This window comes from Janibacter terrae (genome assembly GCF_039636765.1).
GTDB classification, from domain to species: Bacteria; Actinomycetota; Actinomycetes; order Actinomycetales; family Dermatophilaceae; genus Janibacter; species Janibacter terrae.
The window spans coordinates 264,159-280,115 of sequence record NZ_CP144167.1 but is presented as its reverse complement, the minus strand read 5'-3'; the positions used below and the strand labels follow the sequence as shown (position 1 = coordinate 280,115).

The window sequence follows — 15,957 nt, the reverse complement described above, 5'->3', positions numbered from 1 at the left end:
GTCATGCGGTGCTCTCGATGTTGTCGATGGCGGGGCCCCAGACCGTGGGGGCGAGGGTGGCCAGGTCGGTCCCGGGGCCGGCGACGTCCTCCAGGAGCACGGCGAAGGGAGCCTCGCTCCCGTGGACGAGCCGCCACCACGCATCGTCCCGCTCGCCGGGGATGACCGTGCCGTTCTTGAGGTGGCTGGCGGACCAGTCCGCCTCGGCCTTCTTCGTCGCAGCGGTGCGCCGGGAGCCGTTGCGCTGCACCACCTCCGCCCACGCGAAGGCGGTCTTGACCGGCAGCGGCAAGGGCGCGGTCAATCCGAGCGCGTACAGGTCGACGAGGGCCGCGAGGTGCGAGCGGGCGGCAGCCTGCGGCAGGGGCCCGCGGGTCGTGCGGGCCACGGAGCCCCGACTGCCCTTGCCGAGGGCACTGGCCTGCCACCCTTCGTCGTCCGACCCGGCGGCGGTGAGGGCGAGCAGACGGATCCACGAGGCGAGCTGGTGCTTGGGGGCCAGGCGCGAGAAGGTGACGTCGACGAGGTGGTGACCGCGCACACCGTCGACGGTGCCGGTGAGCCGTCGGTCGCCGGGGAGGGCGACCTCGATGTCGACCGAGCGCGGCTCCTCGGCCGGCCCCTGCGCCACCTGGGCCATGAGTCCCTCGACCGCCCGCCCGATCTCCTCGAGCGCGAGGTGGCCGAGGCCGGCGGGCGGCAGCTCGCCGCGGAGCAGCTCGGCTTGGTAGATCGCGTGGGGGTCGTGCCCGGCGATCCGGGCGCGCAGGGCGCGGTCGCCGATGGCCCACTTCTGGAGGCCGTCGAGGTCGATCGGCAACCGGTCGCTCACCTCGTCGACCTCTCGGGAGACACCGACGCCGAGCCGCTCGCGCACGAAGCCGCGGGCCGGGTTGTCGTAGAAGGAGATCAGTTCGGCGAGCGAGATGTCGTCGACGGCGCGGGCGGGCAACGGCGAGGTGAGCAATCGTCCGGGCGGGGTGCGCTCGCCCAGACTGGCCCGGGCGGCCTGCAGCGCGGCCCGGTCGAAGCTGAACGGTCCGTCGTCACCCTGCCCGCCCGAGAGGTTGCGCGCGTCGAAGGGCTGCAGCGGGTGCTGGCGGACCGGCACGAGCGCGGTGGTCGTCTCGCGGGCGGCGTCGATGAGCTCGCCGAGGGGGACGGCGGGCGGGCAGGGCTCGCCGCTGTGCTCGTCGGCGCCGGTGTAGGTGATGACGAGGCGGTCCCGGGCGGCGAGGACGGCGTCGAGGAGGAGCTGCCGGTCCTCGCTGCGGGCGTCGCGCTCGCCGGTGAGCGGGGTGCGGGCGAGCACGTCGTCACCGTCGACCGTCTGCTGCCGCGGGAAGGAGTCGTCGTCCATCCCGAGCAGGCACACGACGCGGTGGGGGACCGAGCGCATCGGTGTCATCGTGCACACGGTGAGGCCGCCGGTGCGGAAGCTCGCGCGGCTCGGCCGCCCGGCCAGCTGGTCGCGCAGCAGCACGCGGACGTCGGCGAGGCGCAGCGGCACGTCGTCCCCGGCATGCCGGGCGGCCGAGGAGAGGGTGCGCCGCAGGTCGCCCACCTGCCACTGGTCGCGGGTGGGCACGTCGGTGAGCGACAGGACGGTCTCGGTGAGCCCGGTCATCCACTGCTCGGCCGTACCGGCGCCCTCGAGGGTGTCGAGCCCTGCGCCGATGCGCCCGAGCATCTCGGTGACCCGGCCGACGAGGTCGACGGAGCCGCTGCCGACGTCGTCGAGCGGCATGACCCCGCCGATCTCGAGCGGCCCGTCGGCGGAGACCGTGACGCCGAGCAGGAGCCGGTCGAGTCCGAACCGCCACGTCCCCTGGTGCTCCACCTCCATGGCGAAGGGGGCCCGCCGCGCCTGGTCGTAGCCCCACCGGATCCCGGAGTCGGTGACCCAGCGGGTCATGGTGGCGAGGTCGTCGTCGTCGAGGCGGAAGCGGCGCCGCACCGCGTCGCTCGCCGCCAGGTCGAGGACCTCGCTCGCGGTCAGGCGACCACCGGCGAGGGCCACGACGCGGTGGGCGACGTCCAGCAGGGGGTTGGTCGCGCGCAACGAGCGGTCGGCGAGACGGACGCGCAGACGGTGGGCGGGGTGGGTGTCGACGCCCTCGGCGTCGGTCCCGTGGTCACCGAGACCGAAGGCCGCCCCGATGAGCGGCGCATAGGTCTCGACGTCGGGGCACATGACGAGCACGTCCCGGGGCTCGAGGCCCGGGTCGTCCTCGAGCAGGCCGACGAGCACCTCGCGCAGCACCTCTACCTGCCGCGCCGGGCCGTGGCACGAGTGCACCTGGATCGACCGGTCGTCGACGGGCACCTGCCGCGCCGCCCGCTCGTCCTCGTCGGGCACGTGGTCCTCGCGGATGTCGGCCTGGAGCCACTCGAGCACGCTCCTCGGCGGCGCCGGCACCCCGTCACCCGCCCCCTGAGGAGGCGCGCCGTCACCCGCTCCCTGAGGAGGCGTCCCGTCACGCGCTCCCTGAGGAGGCGCGCCAGCGCCGTCTCGAAGGGCGGCCGGGCTCCCGCTGCTCCCCAGCACCCGCACCAGCTCGCGCGAGTCCCGCCCGAGCGAGGCCAGGAGGGGGTGGCGCACGAGGTCGCTCGTGCGGTCGTCCGCGCGGTCCACGACGCCCTCGTCGGCGAAGGGGGCGAGCCGCTCCCACAGGTCGGGCGAGGGCTGCGGCAGCCACAGGTGCACGTCGCGGGAGAGGGCGAGCGCCCGGAGGAGCTCGACGTCGGTGACCGCCAAGCGCGTGTGGCCGAAGAGCGAGAGCCGCTCCGGCAGCTCGAGCCCATCTCCGTCCGCTCCCTGAGGAGGCGCGCCAGCGCCGTCTCCATCCGCTCCCTGAGGAGGCGCGCCAGCGCCGTCTCGAAGGGACGCCACCGTCTCGGCGTGGCGCACGTCCGGCGGGGGAGCGTCGACCCGCGCGACGAGGCGGCGCCACAGCTCGGCCTGCCACGCCAGGTCGGTGTCCAGGGCGGCGCCGGCGCCGTCGGTGTCCCGCCCCTCGCGCCAGTCGGTGAGCATCGTCGGTCGGCTCTGCGCGTAGCGGTGGAGGAGTCGGGCGAGGCGCAGCGCGACGGAGTACCGCCGCCCGGCCCGGACGCCGTCGGGGTCCTCGGTGCCGTGCCCGAGGTGCCGGCTGAGGGCCGTGCACCACGGCTCGCCGAGCGCGTCGTCGATGACCGACAGGAGCGGCCAGGCGAGGTGCTGCGGCAGCCACGGGTCGTCGTCGTCACGGCCGGTGAGCATCGTGACGAGCGAGCGCGGCCGCAGGAAGGTGACGCCCGCGCACACCCCGTCCTGACACCCTTCGCCTGTGCCGAGGCGGTGCGAGAGCCGCTGCGCGAGCCAGCGCTCGATGCCCTGCTCGGGCACGACGACGACCTCTTGGGCGAAGGGGTCCGGCAGCGGGCTCGCCAGCAGCCCACCGAGGTCCTCGGCGAGGGTGTCGGTGCGCTGCGCGCGGTGGAGGTGTAGGGCCACATGCAGACCGTATCCGCGCCGACCGACAGCGCGTGGTGGACCATCCACATGCTCGACGTCCGCGGTCATGTGCTACAGCGCGCTACGGTTGATCCATGCGCACCATCAGCCAGCGGCAGCTGCGCAACGACAACGCGGAGATCATGCGCGGCGTCGAGCGGGGCGAGAGCTACACGGTGACGCGTCGCGGAGTCCCCGTGGCGACGTTGTCACCCTTCACCGAGCAGACGGACCTGCAGTGTCTGCGGCCGGCGACCAAGCGATCGCCTTTCGCCGAGATCCGCCGGGCCCACGCCACCGAGTCCACTCAAGAGATCCTCGACGACTTGCGCGGCGATCGGTGAGCTGCTGGTACCTCGACACCTCGGCGGCTTTGAAGCTCGTGATCGAGGCGCGGGAATCGAGCGTCCTGGCAGATCACCTGGACACCGAGACACCCGACCTCGTGGCCTGCCTGCTGCTCGAGACGGAGCTGCGTCGGGCAGCGCAGCGAAGGGGTGACCTCACCCAGGAGGTGGTGTCCCAGCTGGTCGAGCGGGTGAACCTCTTCGAGATGCCGGCCTCGCTCTTCCGCGAGGCGGGGCTGCTCGGCGGTCCTCGCCCGAGGTCGCTCGACGCCCTGCACCTCGCGGCAGCCGTACGCATCGGGGCCGATGCCGTCGTGACCTACGATCACCGCATGGCTGAGGCATCACGCGACCTCGGCTTCACCGTCATCGCTCCCACCTGACATGGGCGATCTGCAGCACGTGCGCACCGAGCGGCTCCGGCTCGACATCCCGACCATCGAAGACCTGTCGAACCTGCACGCCATCTACTCGGACCCGCGGACCTGGGCGCACTCCCCAGAGGATCTGCAGACCCATGAGCGCACGACCTTCGTCATGCTCGCGGGCTGGCTGCACGGGTGGGAGCGCGACGGGCTGGGACCGTGGATCGTGCGCTCGCTCGACGACGGCACCTTCCTCGGCAACGCGGGGTGCTGGCTGCGGCCGGGTGGCTGGTGGAACCTCGGCTACGCCATCGCCCCCGACTCCCGTCGCGCGGGCCTGGCCACGGAGGCCTGCGCCCCCGCGCTCACCGCCGCGCGTGAGGTCAGGCCCGACGGCCCGGTCCTCGCCCGGCTCCTCGAGCACAACACCGCCTCCCGCCGGGTTGCCGAGCGGCTCGGGATGACCCTGGTCCACCGCGGCCCCGCTGAGGGGGCCCCTGACGCCGTCCGACTCGTCTACGCGGACCGGGAGGTCACGTCAGAGGAGCTGGCAGCACGCCTCGGCTGAGGGCCGCTGCCGGGCGGGCCTGACAGGCTCGCCGTCAGCACGTCGGCGAGGACCGGGGCGTCGACGTTGCCGCCGCTCGCCACGACGACGACGGTCTGACCGGCGAACCGCTCCCGCTGTGCCAGCACCGCTGCCAGCGCGGCCGAGCCGCCCGGCTCGACGACGAGCTTGAGCGTGCGCACCGCCTCGCGCATCGCGACCCGGGCCTCGTCGTCGGTGACCTCGAGCGCGGTGACCGGGTGCCGCGAGAGCGCGGCGAGCGTGTGCTCACCGACGGTCGGCGACCCGATCGCGTCGAGGAAGACCGGCACCGCCGGCACCTTCTCCACCCGGCCCGAGGCGAGCGAGCGCGCCATCTTGGGGTACCCATGGCGCTCCACGACGAAGGGGGCGACGTCGTACGTCGAGCGGACCGCCTCGATGACCCCCGACGACAACCCACCACCGCTGCACGGGAGGACGACGGCGTCGGGGGAGTGACCCCCTTCGCGCAGCTGGTCGACGATCTCCAGGCCCACGGTCCCCTGGCCCGACATCACGCGGACGTCGTCGTAGGGGTGCACGAGGGTCAGGCCGCGCTCGGCGACGAGGCCGCGCCCGACCTCCTCGCGGTCCTGCGTCGCCGGGTCGTAGAAGACGACCTCCGCGCCCCACCAGCGGCACCCGTCGACCTTGATCCGCGGGGCGTCCTGCGGCATAACGATCGTCGCGGTCGAGCCGGTCATCCGCGCCGAGGCCGCGACCGCCTGGCCGTGGTTGCCGGTGGAGAAGGCGAGCACGCCGGCCGCCCGCTCCTCGTCGTCCAGCGAGAGCAGCGTGTTGAGCGCGCCCCGGATCTTGAACGAGCCGGTCAGCTGCAGCGCCTCGGCCTTGACGAGCACGGTCGCGCCGACCAGCTCGTCGAGCATCGGTGAGGAGAGCAGCGGGGTCCGTCGGACGCGTCCGTCGAGCCGCCGCGCCGCGGCCTTGATCGTGTCGATGCCGAAGTCCATGGGACTCACTCTGCCAGCGGCTTCGCGCCACGCTCCCGCAGCATCGTCGTCATCGTCTCGACCTCGCTGGTCTGGCTGTTGATGATCGAGGTGGCGAGGGTCTCGACGGCCTCGTTCCTGGCGTAGTCGCGCGCGTTCTCGGCCATGGGCACGCCGGCCTCGTGGTGGCGGATCATCAGCTGGAGGAAGTAGACCTCCGCCTCTTCGCCCTCCAGGCCCTCGAGCCTGGTGATCTCCTCCTGGCTCGCCATGCCGGGCATGAGCCCGTCGTCGGTGAGCTCGGAGGCCTCGTCGCCGTGGGAGTGGCCCAGGCCCTTCATCCAGTCCATCGGCTCGCCGGGCCCGGTCGGGCTCAGGCCCCACGTCTGCAGCCAGCCGGCCATCTGGCCGGACTGGTGCGACTGGGTGCGCGCGATGTCGTAGGCGAGCGAGCGCACGAACCGGTCGTCGGTGCGGTCGTAGATGATCCACGACATCTCGACGGCCTGGTCGTGGTGGGTCTGCATGTCGCGGGCGAAGCCTGCCGCGACGCTGTCGTCGGCCGGCAGGTCGTCCCCGCCGGCGCGGCTGACGAGCAGCCCGGCGACGAGCCCGACGGCCAGCGCGACGACGGCGGCGAGGACGACCCGGGGGGTCACTTGACGAGGCTCGTCTCGGGGGTCACCCCGCCGGTGCAGGCGGCGCCGGGCTCAGGGGTCTGCGGCCCCTGGCGGTACTCCTTGATGAAGCCCTTGATCCGCGGGTCGTCCGCCGAGTCGACGGCGAGCTGGGTGCCCCAGGCGGACAGGACGATCTTGCTCGGCATGTCGCCCTCGTAGGGGGAGAGGAGGGTGTACGTGTCCGGCAGGGCGTCGTCGAGCTTGTCGACGTCGGCCTCGGGCAGGGACGGGTCGTAGGTGATCCAGACGGCACCGTGCTCGAGCGAGTGGACCGCGTGCTCGTCGGGCACCGCCTCGTCGTAGGTGCCGCAGTTGAGCCAGACGCCGTTGTGCTCGCCCCCGACCGGCGGCGACTCCTTGTAGTCGACCCGGCCGTTGACGTGGTTGCCGCCCTTGTAGTCGAAGGTCTTGACGGACCCGAGGTCGCCCGCGGCCGCGCGCTCGTCGCGCTCACCGAGGATCGCCCAGAGGACGGCGCCGGCGATGAAGACGATCACCAGGCCGGCGGCGCCGGCGAGGAGGAGCGACCGGCGGCGGTCGGCCGACTGCTGAGCCTTGCGGGCCTCGGCGAGCTTGGCCTCGCGGGCGGAGAGGTTGGTGGACTTCTTGCTGCTCATGGGTCCCTCGGGGTCGGGGGCGGGTCTGGGCCGATTATTGCACCGTCAACTGAAAGTCCACTGGGGGCTCTCGCCACTAGTCTGGCGCCATGCGCTCCGAGACGACCACCATCACCTCTCCGCAGGACGGTCTGCCGCTCTTCGTCCGTATCTGGCTCCCGGACGCGCAGGCGAAGGGGGTCGTGCAGATGGCCCACGGCATGGCCGAGCACTCGGGTCGCTACGAGCGCTTCGCGCAGGCCCTCACCGACGCCGGCTACGCGGTGTGGATGCACGACCACCGAGGACATGGGGAGACCTCGAGCGGTGTCGAGGACCGCGGCTACTACGCCGACGACAACGGCTGGGACACGGTCGTCGAGGACCTGCACGCGATCTCGGACGCCATCGCCGAGCGGCACCCCGACCTGCCCGTCTTCTTCTTCGGGCACTCCATGGGTTCGCTCCTCGGCCGCGACTACATCACCAGGTACGGGCACACCCTCGCCGGCGCGGTCCTCTCCGGCACCGCCGGCGACCCGGGCCTCCTCGGCAAGGTCGGCCAGGTGGTCGCGACCCTGCAGGCGCGCATCCGCGGTCGCCGCACGACGTCCCGGCTCATGGACGCGCTGACCTTCGGCGCCTACAACAAGCCCTTCAAGGACGAGGGCGACTTCGCCTGGCTCTCCCGCGACCCGGCCGAGGTGCGCAAGTACGTCGACGACCCGCGCTGCGGCGAGGTCTTCACCGCCGGGTTCTTCGCCGACCTGCTGGGCGGGGTCGGTCGCCTGCAGGGCCTCGCCGCCCGGGTCCCGCACGACCTGCCGCTGCTCGTGGTCTCCGGCTCCGACGACCCCGTCGGCGGCAAGGACGGCCGCGGCGCGCGTGCCGTGGCCGAGGCCTTCAGTGCCGGCGGCGTCCGGGACGTCACCGTGGAGATCTTCCCCGGTGCCCGGCACGAGCTGCTCAACGAGATCAACCGCGACGAGGTCACGGCGGACGTCATCGGCTGGCTCGATGCCCACCTGCCCGTGACGAAGGGAGTGTGACCGACGTGACCGAGGACAAGCGTGATGCCCGCCGGGCCATCGAGGACCTCGAGCTCGAGCGGCGGCTCGGCGAGGCCGGTGCGGCCGCGGCGAAGATCGCCCAGGACGCGGTGGGACTCGTCGGGACCTTCGCCGCCGACCACCGCGAGCAGGCCCACGGGTTCCTCGATCGCGCCGAGAGCGAGGTCGCTCGGGTGACCGGTGGCACGGGCGCCGGGTTCCTCGGCAGGGTGCGCTCGGGGCTGGCCGCGGGCGTCGACCTCGTGGCCGACCAGAAGCCGGGCGGGCAGGAGCCGGGCGGCGACCAGCCGCCGGCGAGCCCCCCTTCGCCCGACGCGTGACGCGACTGCGGCTCGGCGGGCTGCTGCTCCTGCTCGCCGTGCTCTACCTGCTCGGCGAGGCCTGGGCCGTCGGCGGCTGGCAGGGGCGTCCGTACAGCTGGACCCGTGACGCGATCAGCGCGCTCGGCGTGCCCGAGGTCATGTGGACCGATGCCGACCGCGCCGAGTCGACGCGGCACGGGGCGATGAACGCGACCTTCGTCGTCTCGGGTGTGCGGGTCGCGCTCGCCGCGCTCGTCCTCGCCCCGTGGGTCCCGCGGTGGCGCTGGGCGGTGCTCCCTCTCGCCGTCGTGCACGGGCTCGGGGTCGTCGTCGTCGGTCTCGTGCCCACGGGCCTGACCTCCGACCGGGCCAACGGGCACGGGACCGGCGCGGTGCTCGCGATCGTCGGCGGCACGCTGCTGCTCGTCGCGCTGACGATCGCCCTCGCGCGCCGGTACCCGGCCCTCGCCGGCTGGGCCGCGGTCTGCGCGCTCGTGTCGTGCGCGGGGATCGTCCTGATGTGGACCGGGGTGGTCGGCTTCGGGCTGGCCGAGCGGCTCGCGGTCGACGCGGTCATCGTCTGGCAGGTCGTGGCCGGGGCAGTGCTCCTGCTGCACGCACGCCCGCCCAGCCCTAGGAGGGTCGCGCCTCCCCCGGGGGCACGCCACCGACGGTGAGGCCCTGCTCGTCCGCAGCCGTGCGCACCGCCTCGACGAAGAGGTCGATCGACGGGCGCGGCGTCGAGCTGGCCCGGTGCGCGACCGAGACCGTGCGCAGGATCGTCTCCTCGAGCGGCACGACGTCGACGCCCGGCGGCAGCAGCGTCAGGCCGAGGTCGGAGACGAGGGAGACCCCGAGACCGCCGGCGATCATCGCCAGGGCGGTGAACTGCTCCTCGACGGTGTGCACGATGCGCGGCTCGAAACCGTGCGCGTGGCACTCCACCCGGACCGCGCGGCCGAAGTGCGACCGGGGCCCCGAGAGGATCCACGGGTACTCGGCCAGCTCGGTGAGGGAGACGCTGTCGCCGGGCAGGACACCCTCGGGGACGGCTGCGTGCAGTCGCTCGACGGCGACGACCGACCGCTGGACCGCGGGGTCCCAGTCGACCGGGTGGCCCGAGTAGTCGATGACGAAGGACATGTCGAGCAGCCCGTCGCGCACCGCGTCGGCGGTCTCCTCCGGGACGAGCTCGGTGGTGCGCACCGCGATGCCGGGGTGCTCGAGCGCCAGCGCCGAGAGGGCGCGCGGCAGCAGGCCGGAGGCGACCGACGCCCACACGCCGACGGTCAGGCGCGCGGTGATGCCGGACTGCGCCTGCTCGATGGCCGCGGTCGCCCGCTCGACGGAGCCGAGGATCTCCTCGGCGTGCTCGGACAGGAGGAGGCCGAGCTCGGTGAGCTGCACCCGCCGACCGTGCTTCTCGATGAGCTTGACGCCCACCTCGCGCTCGAGCTGGGCGAGCTGCTGGGAGACGCCGGAGGGGCTGTAGCGCAGGGCCTGCGCGGCAGCGGTGATCGTGCCGCGCCGGTGCAGCTCGCGCAGCATCTGCAGTCGTCGCAGGGACAGCTCCATCCGCCCACAGTAGGCGGCGCGGATCGTGCACAGAAGGTGCACGATCACGCGCACCTTCCGTAACTGGACGTCAACGGCGTCACACGCTGACGCTGGGACCATCGCTCCTGACGCAGAAGGTGGTTCCCCGTGACCCTCACCCACAGCACCGACCCGTCCCACGCCTTCGTCGACCGCGCCCCGGCCCACGAGGTCACCTGGGTCGACCCGGTGACCGGGGCCCACGGGTACCTCGTCGTGCACACCCTCGTCTGCGGCATCGCGACGGGTGGCACCCGGATGCGTCCCGGCTGCACGCGGGACGAGGTCGCGGACCTGGCGCGCGGGATGGCGACCAAGACGGCCGCCTTCGGTCTGCCGGTCGGCGGGGCGAAGGGGGGCATCGACTTCGACCCGAAGGACCCGCGGGCCTTCGGTGTCCTCTCGAGGTTCTTCGACGCGATGCGCCCGTGGCTCGACGGCCACTGGGTCACCGCGGAGGACCTCGGCGTGACCCAGCAGCTCATCGACGACGTCTTCGAGGAGATCGGCCTGTCGCAGTCCTTCCACGCGGCGATCACCCGCTCCCCGGACCCGGAGGCGACCCTCGAGCGGGTGCACGCGGGACTGGCGGTCATGACCGACGGGCTGCCGCTCGGCGACATCATCGGCGGCTACGGCGTGGCGCAGGCCTGCCTCGGCGTCGCCGAGGGGTTCGACTGGGCGGTGCCCGAGACCGAGGTCACGATCCAGGGCATCGGGACGATGGGTGGCGGCGCCGCGTGGTACCTGCACGAGGCGGGCGCCCGGGTCACGGCGATCGCCGACGCGCGCGGCACGCTCGTCGACCCCGCCGGGCTGGACATCCCGACGCTGCTCGACCTGCGCGACCAGTACGGGGAGATCGACCGCTCGCGGGTGCCGTCCCACGTGCAGCAGCTCGACCGCGACGCGATCCTGCAGATCACCGCGGACGTCTTCGTGCCGGCGGCGGTCTCGTACGCGATCCGTGAGGACAACGTCGAAGGGGTGGCCGCCCGCGTCGTCGTCGAGGCCGCCAACGCCGCGACCACCTGGGGGGCCGAGGACACGCTCACCGCGCGCGGCATCCCGGTCGTGCCGGACTTCATCGCCAACACGGGGGCCGCGGCCTGGGCCTGGTGGCTGCTCCAGGGGCAGGTCGGGACCGATCCGCAGGACTCTTTCCGGCGGCTGTCGACCGAGATGCGCTCGAAGGTCGCGGTGCTCGCCCGGGCGTGGAGGCAGGAGGGCACGCCGATGCGCGACACCGCCTTCGCACTCGCCGCGACCAACCTGCGGCTGCTCGAGGGCGCCCAGATCGTCATCCCCTGACGTCCTGACACTCGGGTGATGGCTCCTATCCGGTCCGGATAGGAGCCATCACCCGAGTGTCGGCGCGGTCAGGGCGTGCGCTTGGCGACGAGCCGCTCGACGGCATCGTCGAGGTGGGCCTGCAGCGCCGCCTTGGCGCGGGCAGGGGTCGCCTCGAGGATCGTGCGGCGCAGGGCCTCGTGCTCGTCGACCTGGGTCTCGAGCTCGGTGTAGGTCGTGCGCAGCTCGCCCAGGCACATCCGGGTCTCGACGAGCAGGGTGCGCATCGCCCGGATGAGGCGCGGGCTGGCGGAGGCCTCGACGAGCACCTCGTGGAAGTGCTGGTCGGCGTCCGAGACGGCCGGGCCGTCCCCCTTCGCGGCGGCCTGACGCATCCGCCGGACGACCTCGTCGAGCTCGCCGGCGGTGGCCTCGCGGCGGCCCTCGTCGAGGACGACCTCGAGGGCGCCCCGCTCGATGACCGAGCGGGTCCGGTAGACGTCGCGCACGTCCTCGAGGGTCAGCTCGCTGACGAAGACGCCGCGGTTGGTGATCGCGTGGAGGATGCCCTCGGAGACGAGGCGCTGCATGGCCTCGCGCAGCGGGCCGCGCGAGACCTCGAAGTGCGCGGCCAGGTCCGCCTCGCCGAGCTGCTCACCCGGCTCGAGGCGCCCGGTCATGACGGCGCCGCGCAGCTCGTCGGCGAGGTACTCGACCGTCGAGCGGCGCGGGTTGGGGGTCAGGTCACTGACGGGCATGGTCCTGCCTTTGCGCGAAGAGGGCCCCCAGCACGGAGGACGTGGGCCTCGACCCGGCGAGGGCCAACGCCTGCCAGATCGTCACCTGGTTGGCGGTGAGCACCGGCTTGCCCAGCCGCGCCTCGAGGTCGGGGATGACCGCGAGGGTACGCATCGCCGTGTCGGGCACGAGGAGCGTCTGCGCCTCGGGACGGTCGTGGGCGACGGCGAGCTCGAGGACCTGCTCGGGGGCCAGGCCCCCCACCTCCGCGGCCGTGTCGATGCCGGCGCTGCCCATCGCGACGACCTCGATGCCCGCGGCCGCGAGGTAGTCCACGAAGAGGGCGGCCACCTCGCGCGGGTAGCTCGCGGCGACCGCGACCCGGGTGAGGCCGAGGTCGGCCAGGGCGGCGACGAAGGCCGCGCTCGTGCTCGATGCGGGCACGCCTGTCGCAGCGGCGAGCTGGTCGATCTGCTGCTGCGCACCCTCCGGCCCGTAGACGAAGCTGCCCGACGTGCACGCCCAGACCACCGACTGGGGCGCGTGCTCGGCCAGCGCCGCAGCGCCCGCGGCGAGGCGGTCCGGCCGGCCGAGGTCGAGCAGCTCGGGCACGGCGTGCAGGTCGGTGCCGTAGACGTGCGTGACGGGCAGGTGCACGCCGAGCAGCGCAGCAGCCCAGGGGTACTCGTCCTCGGCCGCGTGGTCCGGGTAGATGATCGCGGCAGTGGGTGCGCTCACGGGCCGAACACCTCCCGGAGCCATCGGCCCGGCCCCGTCGTCGGCAGCCCCATGCGGGCCAGACAGGCCCACACGGTCAGCTGGTTGGCGGTGAGCACCGGTTTGCCGAGGTCCCGCTCGAGCGGACCGATGATGTCGTAGGTCGGCAGGTTGGTGCACGAGACGAAGAGCGCCTCGCTCGCGGGGTCGTCCGCGGCGCAGACGAGCTCGGCCACGGTGCGGTAGTTGACCCGCCAGATGCCGCCGCCGAGCCCGAGGTGCTGGGCCGTGACGACCTCGACCCCGAGCTCGCCGAGGAAGCCGACGAGCCGCTCGGTGAGCGGCTGGTCGTAGGGCGTGATGACCGAGACGTGCCGCAGCCCGAGGGCGGTCACCGCCTCGGCGAGGGCGCCGGAGGAGGTCACGGCGTCGGGGGCGCCTGCCGCGCGGATCGCGTCACCGAGGGCGACCTCCCCTTCGCGCCCGTGGACGAAGCTGCCCGAGCTGCACAGGTAGGCCACGACCTCCGGCTCGACCCCGAGCAGCTCACGGGTCGCCGCCTGCAGCACCGCCACGTCCGAGACGCGCTGCGCCATCTCCAGGCTCACCGGCACCGGCTCGAAGGGGGTGCGCGCCAGGTGGAAGCTCACCTCCAGCGGCGCCCACCGCCACAGCTCCCGCTCGAGGGCGAGGTCGAAGGGGGCGATGACCCCGATGCCGCGCTGGGCCAGCGGACCGTCGTACTCGGTGCCGGTCAGCTCCACGCGAGGACCTCCCTTCGACCGGGATTGCCAGATTGTTGACAATCTAGGAACCCGCTCATACGTTGTCAACATGCCCAGGCAGTCCGTGGTCGTGGTGCTCCACGACGGTGATCTCCCGAGCGAGCAGGCGATGGCGCCGGTCCGCGAGCGGGCGCGCGAGGTGCGCTACGCGAGCGCCGAGGAGCTGCCGGAGGCGCTCGCGGGGGCGGACGTGCTCTTCGCCTACGACTTCTTCTCCAGCGCCATCCCCCAGGCCTGGCACGCGGCCGACGCCCTGAGGTGGATCCACGTCGCCTCCACGGGCGTCGACGCGATCCTCTCGCCGGAGGTGCGCGGCAGCGACGTGGTGCTCACCAACTCGCGCGGGGTCTTCGACGAGGCCATCGCCGAGTACGTGCTCGGGCAGGTCGTGAGCATCGCCAAGGACCTGCCGCGCTCCTGGGAGCTGCAGCAGGCGCACCGCTGGGTCCACCGCGAGTCCGAGCGGGTCGCGGGCTCCCGCGTCCTCGTCGTCGGCACCGGCCGGATCGGGCGCGCCATCGCCCGGCTGCTGCGGGCGGTCGGCATGCAGGTGAGCGGGTCGGGGCGCCGCGCCCGCACCGACGACCCCGACTTCGGGACCGTCACCGCGCAGGAGGAGCTGCACCACGCGCTCGCCGCGGCCGACTGGGTCGTCTGCATCGCCCCGCTCACCGACGCGACGCGCGGCATGTTCGACGCCGCCGCCTTCCGCGTGATGCCCGACCACGCCCGCCTCATCAACGTCGGGCGCGGCGAGTCCGTCGTCACCGACGACCTCGTGGATGCCCTGCGCGAAGGGGACATCGCCGGCGCCGTCCTCGACGTCCTCGACACCGAGCCGCTCCCTGCCGACCACCCCCTGTGGGACATGCCGGGCGTGCACATCACGCCGCACAGCTCGGGGGACTTCGTCGGGTGGCGCGAGGAGCTCGTGCGCCTCTTCGCCGACAACTTCGCCCGGTGGGTCGACGAGGAGCCGCTGCTCCACGTCGTCGACACCTCGCTGGGCTACGTACCGACCGACGGGAGCAGTGCATGAACCCCACCGAGATGACCGCCGTCGAGCTCGTCGCCGCCTACGGGTCCGGCGAGCTCTCCCCGGTCGAGGCGACCGACGCGGTACTCGACCGGATCGAGGCGGCCGACGGTGAGATCAACGCCTTCTGCCTCGTCGACCGCGAGTCGGCCCTCGTCCAGGCGCGCGCCGCGGAGGAGCGGTGGCGTGCCGGGCACCCGCAGGGCCTGCTCGACGGGGTGCCCATCTCGATCAAGGACATCTTCCTCACCGAGGGGTGGCCCACCCTTCGCGGCTCTAGGGCGATCGACCCGGACCAGCCGTGGACGGTCGACTCGCCCGTCGCGGCCCGGCTGCGCGCGGACGGGATGGTCTTCGTCGGCAAGACGACGACGCCCGAGCTCGCGTGGAAGGGCGTCACCGACTCACCCCTGACCGGCATCACCCGCAACCCGGCCGACCCCTCGACGACCGCCGGGGGGTCGTCGGGGGGCGCGGCTGCGGCGGTCGCGGCCGGCATGGGCCCGGTCGCGGTGGGGACGGACGGCGGCGGCAGCGTGCGGATCCCCGCGTCCTTCTGCGGGATCGTCGGCTTCAAGCCCACGCACGGGCGGATCCCGATGTTCCCCGCGAGCCCCTTCGGCCCCCTCGCGCACGCGGGTCCGATGACCCGCACAGTCGAGGACGCGGCCGTGCTCATGGACATCCTCTCGATGCCCGACCCGCGCGACCCCACCTCGCTCGCGCCACCGACTCGGACCTTCCGCGGTGAGCTGGCCCGTGACCTCACCGGGCTGCACGTGGCCTACTCGCGGGACCTCGGCTGGGCGCAGGTCGACGACGAGGTCGGCTCGATCGTCGATGCCGCCGTCGCGCGGATCGCTGCCGCGGGGATGGTCGTCGAGGCCGAGGACCCCGGCTTCGAGGACCCGCGGGAGGCCTTCGAGCTGCTCTGGGCGACCGGTGCCGCGACGCTCCTGCGCGGGATGCCCGGTGCGCGCGAGACGGTCGACCCCGGCCTCGGCCGCATCTGGGACGAAGGGGAGACCAGCTCCGGTGTCGAGTACCTCCAGGCGCGGGCCGTGGCGGCGCAGCTCGGCATCACGATGGGTGCCTTCCACGAGCGGCACAACCTGCTGCTCACCCCGACGATGCCGATCGTCGCCTTCGAGGCCGGGCACGACGTGCCGCCGGGCAGCGGCCTGCGCGGCTGGCCCGACTGGACCCCCTTCACCTACCCCTTCAACATGACCCAGCAGCCAGCGATCAGCATCCCGTGCGGCACGACCGCGGCGGGACTGCCCGTGGGACTGCAGATCGTCGGCCCGCGGCACTCGGACGACCTGGTCCTGGCCGCTGCGCGGTGGGTCGAGGGCGTCCTCGCGGGCTGACCCCCTTCGCGCTGGGTGGAGGTGAACGCG

17 protein-coding genes are annotated in these 15,957 nt (G+C 73.4%); 9 read left to right on the top strand and 8 right to left on the bottom strand.

What is annotated here, in order from left to right; all coding sequences use genetic code 11:
• Window position 1: 1 nt before the first annotated feature.
• The gene (gene recC, locus V3C34_RS01425; RefSeq protein ID WP_346007860.1) at window positions 2–3,496 is read right to left on the bottom strand and encodes an exodeoxyribonuclease V subunit gamma; all 3,495 of its coding nucleotides are present in this window, start codon (window positions 3,494–3,496) and stop codon (window positions 2–4) included.
• Between the two features lie 95 nt (window positions 3,497–3,591).
• Between recC and V3C34_RS01420 the strand changes: the two genes are divergently transcribed.
• From V3C34_RS01420 to V3C34_RS01410, 3 genes are read left to right on the top strand one after another with little or no spacing between them, the layout of a single operon-like run.
• Entirely contained in the window at window positions 3,592–3,840 is a 249-nt protein-coding gene (locus V3C34_RS01420) for a type II toxin-antitoxin system Phd/YefM family antitoxin (protein WP_068426438.1), read from the top strand.
• Window positions 3,837–4,226, top strand: coding sequence for a type II toxin-antitoxin system VapC family toxin (locus V3C34_RS01415; RefSeq protein WP_068426436.1), 390 nt, complete (start codon window positions 3,837–3,839; stop codon window positions 4,224–4,226). The genes V3C34_RS01420 and V3C34_RS01415 overlap by 4 nt, the downstream gene beginning before the upstream one ends.
• Window position 4,227: 1 nt before the next feature.
• On the top strand, window positions 4,228–4,776 hold the full coding sequence (locus V3C34_RS01410) for a GNAT family N-acetyltransferase (RefSeq protein ID WP_068328112.1): 549 nt from the start codon (window positions 4,228–4,230) through the stop codon (window positions 4,774–4,776).
• Here V3C34_RS01410 and V3C34_RS01405 read toward each other — a convergent pair.
• Genes V3C34_RS01405 through V3C34_RS01395 form a run of 3 tightly spaced genes read right to left on the bottom strand, consistent with a single transcriptional unit; the run spans window position 4,725 to window position 7,044 of the window.
• Window positions 4,725–5,768 (bottom strand): threonine/serine dehydratase, encoded by a 1,044-nt coding sequence (locus V3C34_RS01405; protein ID WP_345914005.1) that lies wholly within the window; start codon window positions 5,766–5,768, stop codon window positions 4,725–4,727. The two genes, V3C34_RS01410 and V3C34_RS01405, sit on opposite strands and share 52 nt — an antisense overlap.
• Window positions 5,769–5,773: 5 nt before the next feature.
• Window positions 5,774–6,406 (bottom strand): DUF305 domain-containing protein, encoded by a 633-nt coding sequence (locus V3C34_RS01400; protein WP_346007859.1) that lies wholly within the window; start codon window positions 6,404–6,406, stop codon window positions 5,774–5,776.
• Entirely contained in the window at window positions 6,403–7,044 is a 642-nt protein-coding gene (locus V3C34_RS01395) for a DUF3105 domain-containing protein (RefSeq protein ID WP_338539204.1), read from the bottom strand. Before V3C34_RS01395 ends, V3C34_RS01400 begins: the two co-directional genes overlap by 4 nt.
• Window positions 7,045–7,133: 89 nt before the next feature.
• Here V3C34_RS01395 and V3C34_RS01390 point away from each other — a divergent pair, with 89 nt between their 5' ends.
• From V3C34_RS01390 to V3C34_RS01380, 3 genes are read left to right on the top strand one after another with little or no spacing between them, the layout of a single operon-like run.
• Window positions 7,134–8,072 carry an alpha/beta hydrolase gene (locus tag V3C34_RS01390; protein ID WP_068328126.1) on the top strand — a complete coding sequence of 313 codons (939 nt, stop codon included), beginning with the start codon at window positions 7,134–7,136 and terminating at the stop codon, window positions 8,070–8,072.
• Window positions 8,069–8,413, top strand: coding sequence for a hypothetical protein (locus V3C34_RS01385; protein ID WP_346007858.1), 345 nt, complete (start codon window positions 8,069–8,071; stop codon window positions 8,411–8,413). The genes V3C34_RS01390 and V3C34_RS01385 overlap by 4 nt, the downstream gene beginning before the upstream one ends.
• Window positions 8,410–9,072 carry a DUF998 domain-containing protein gene (locus tag V3C34_RS01380; protein WP_346007857.1) on the top strand — a complete coding sequence of 221 codons (663 nt, stop codon included), beginning with the start codon at window positions 8,410–8,412 and terminating at the stop codon, window positions 9,070–9,072. The genes V3C34_RS01385 and V3C34_RS01380 overlap by 4 nt, the downstream gene beginning before the upstream one ends.
• Here the strand turns inward: V3C34_RS01380 and V3C34_RS01375 are convergent.
• On the bottom strand, window positions 9,029–10,018 hold the full coding sequence (locus tag V3C34_RS01375) for a LysR family transcriptional regulator (protein WP_346007856.1): 990 nt from the start codon (window positions 10,016–10,018) through the stop codon (window positions 9,029–9,031). The genes V3C34_RS01380 and V3C34_RS01375 overlap by 44 nt on opposite strands.
• A gap of 81 nt (window positions 10,019–10,099) precedes the next feature.
• Between V3C34_RS01375 and V3C34_RS01370 the strand changes: the two genes are divergently transcribed.
• On the top strand, window positions 10,100–11,302 hold the full coding sequence (locus V3C34_RS01370) for a Glu/Leu/Phe/Val dehydrogenase dimerization domain-containing protein (protein WP_082817292.1): 1,203 nt from the start codon (window positions 10,100–10,102) through the stop codon (window positions 11,300–11,302).
• Between the two features lie 68 nt (window positions 11,303–11,370).
• Here the strand turns inward: V3C34_RS01370 and V3C34_RS01365 are convergent, their stop codons facing one another.
• Genes V3C34_RS01365 through V3C34_RS01355 form a run of 3 tightly spaced genes read right to left on the bottom strand, consistent with a single transcriptional unit; the run spans window position 11,371 to window position 13,500 of the window.
• Window positions 11,371–12,039, bottom strand: a complete 669-nt coding sequence (locus V3C34_RS01365) for a GntR family transcriptional regulator (protein WP_068328140.1) — start codon at window positions 12,037–12,039, stop codon at window positions 11,371–11,373.
• Window positions 12,026–12,757 carry a maleate cis-trans isomerase gene (locus V3C34_RS01360; RefSeq protein ID WP_346007855.1) on the bottom strand — a complete coding sequence of 244 codons (732 nt, stop codon included), beginning with the start codon at window positions 12,755–12,757 and terminating at the stop codon, window positions 12,026–12,028. The genes V3C34_RS01365 and V3C34_RS01360 overlap by 14 nt, the downstream gene beginning before the upstream one ends.
• Entirely contained in the window at window positions 12,754–13,500 is a 747-nt protein-coding gene (locus V3C34_RS01355) for a maleate cis-trans isomerase family protein (RefSeq protein WP_068426418.1), read from the bottom strand. Before V3C34_RS01355 ends, V3C34_RS01360 begins: the two co-directional genes overlap by 4 nt.
• Before the next feature lie 70 nt (window positions 13,501–13,570).
• Here V3C34_RS01355 and V3C34_RS01350 point away from each other — a divergent pair, with 70 nt between their 5' ends.
• Together V3C34_RS01350 and V3C34_RS01345 are read left to right on the top strand one after the other, a co-directional pair.
• Complete coding sequence (locus V3C34_RS01350) at window positions 13,571–14,560, top strand: D-2-hydroxyacid dehydrogenase (RefSeq protein WP_346007854.1); 990 nt, start codon at window positions 13,571–13,573, stop codon at window positions 14,558–14,560.
• A complete protein-coding gene (locus tag V3C34_RS01345) occupies window positions 14,557–15,927 on the top strand; it encodes an amidase (RefSeq protein WP_338539207.1) in 1,371 nt (456 codons plus the stop codon). The genes V3C34_RS01350 and V3C34_RS01345 overlap by 4 nt, the downstream gene beginning before the upstream one ends.
• The last annotated feature ends 30 nt before the right edge of the window (window positions 15,928–15,957 follow it).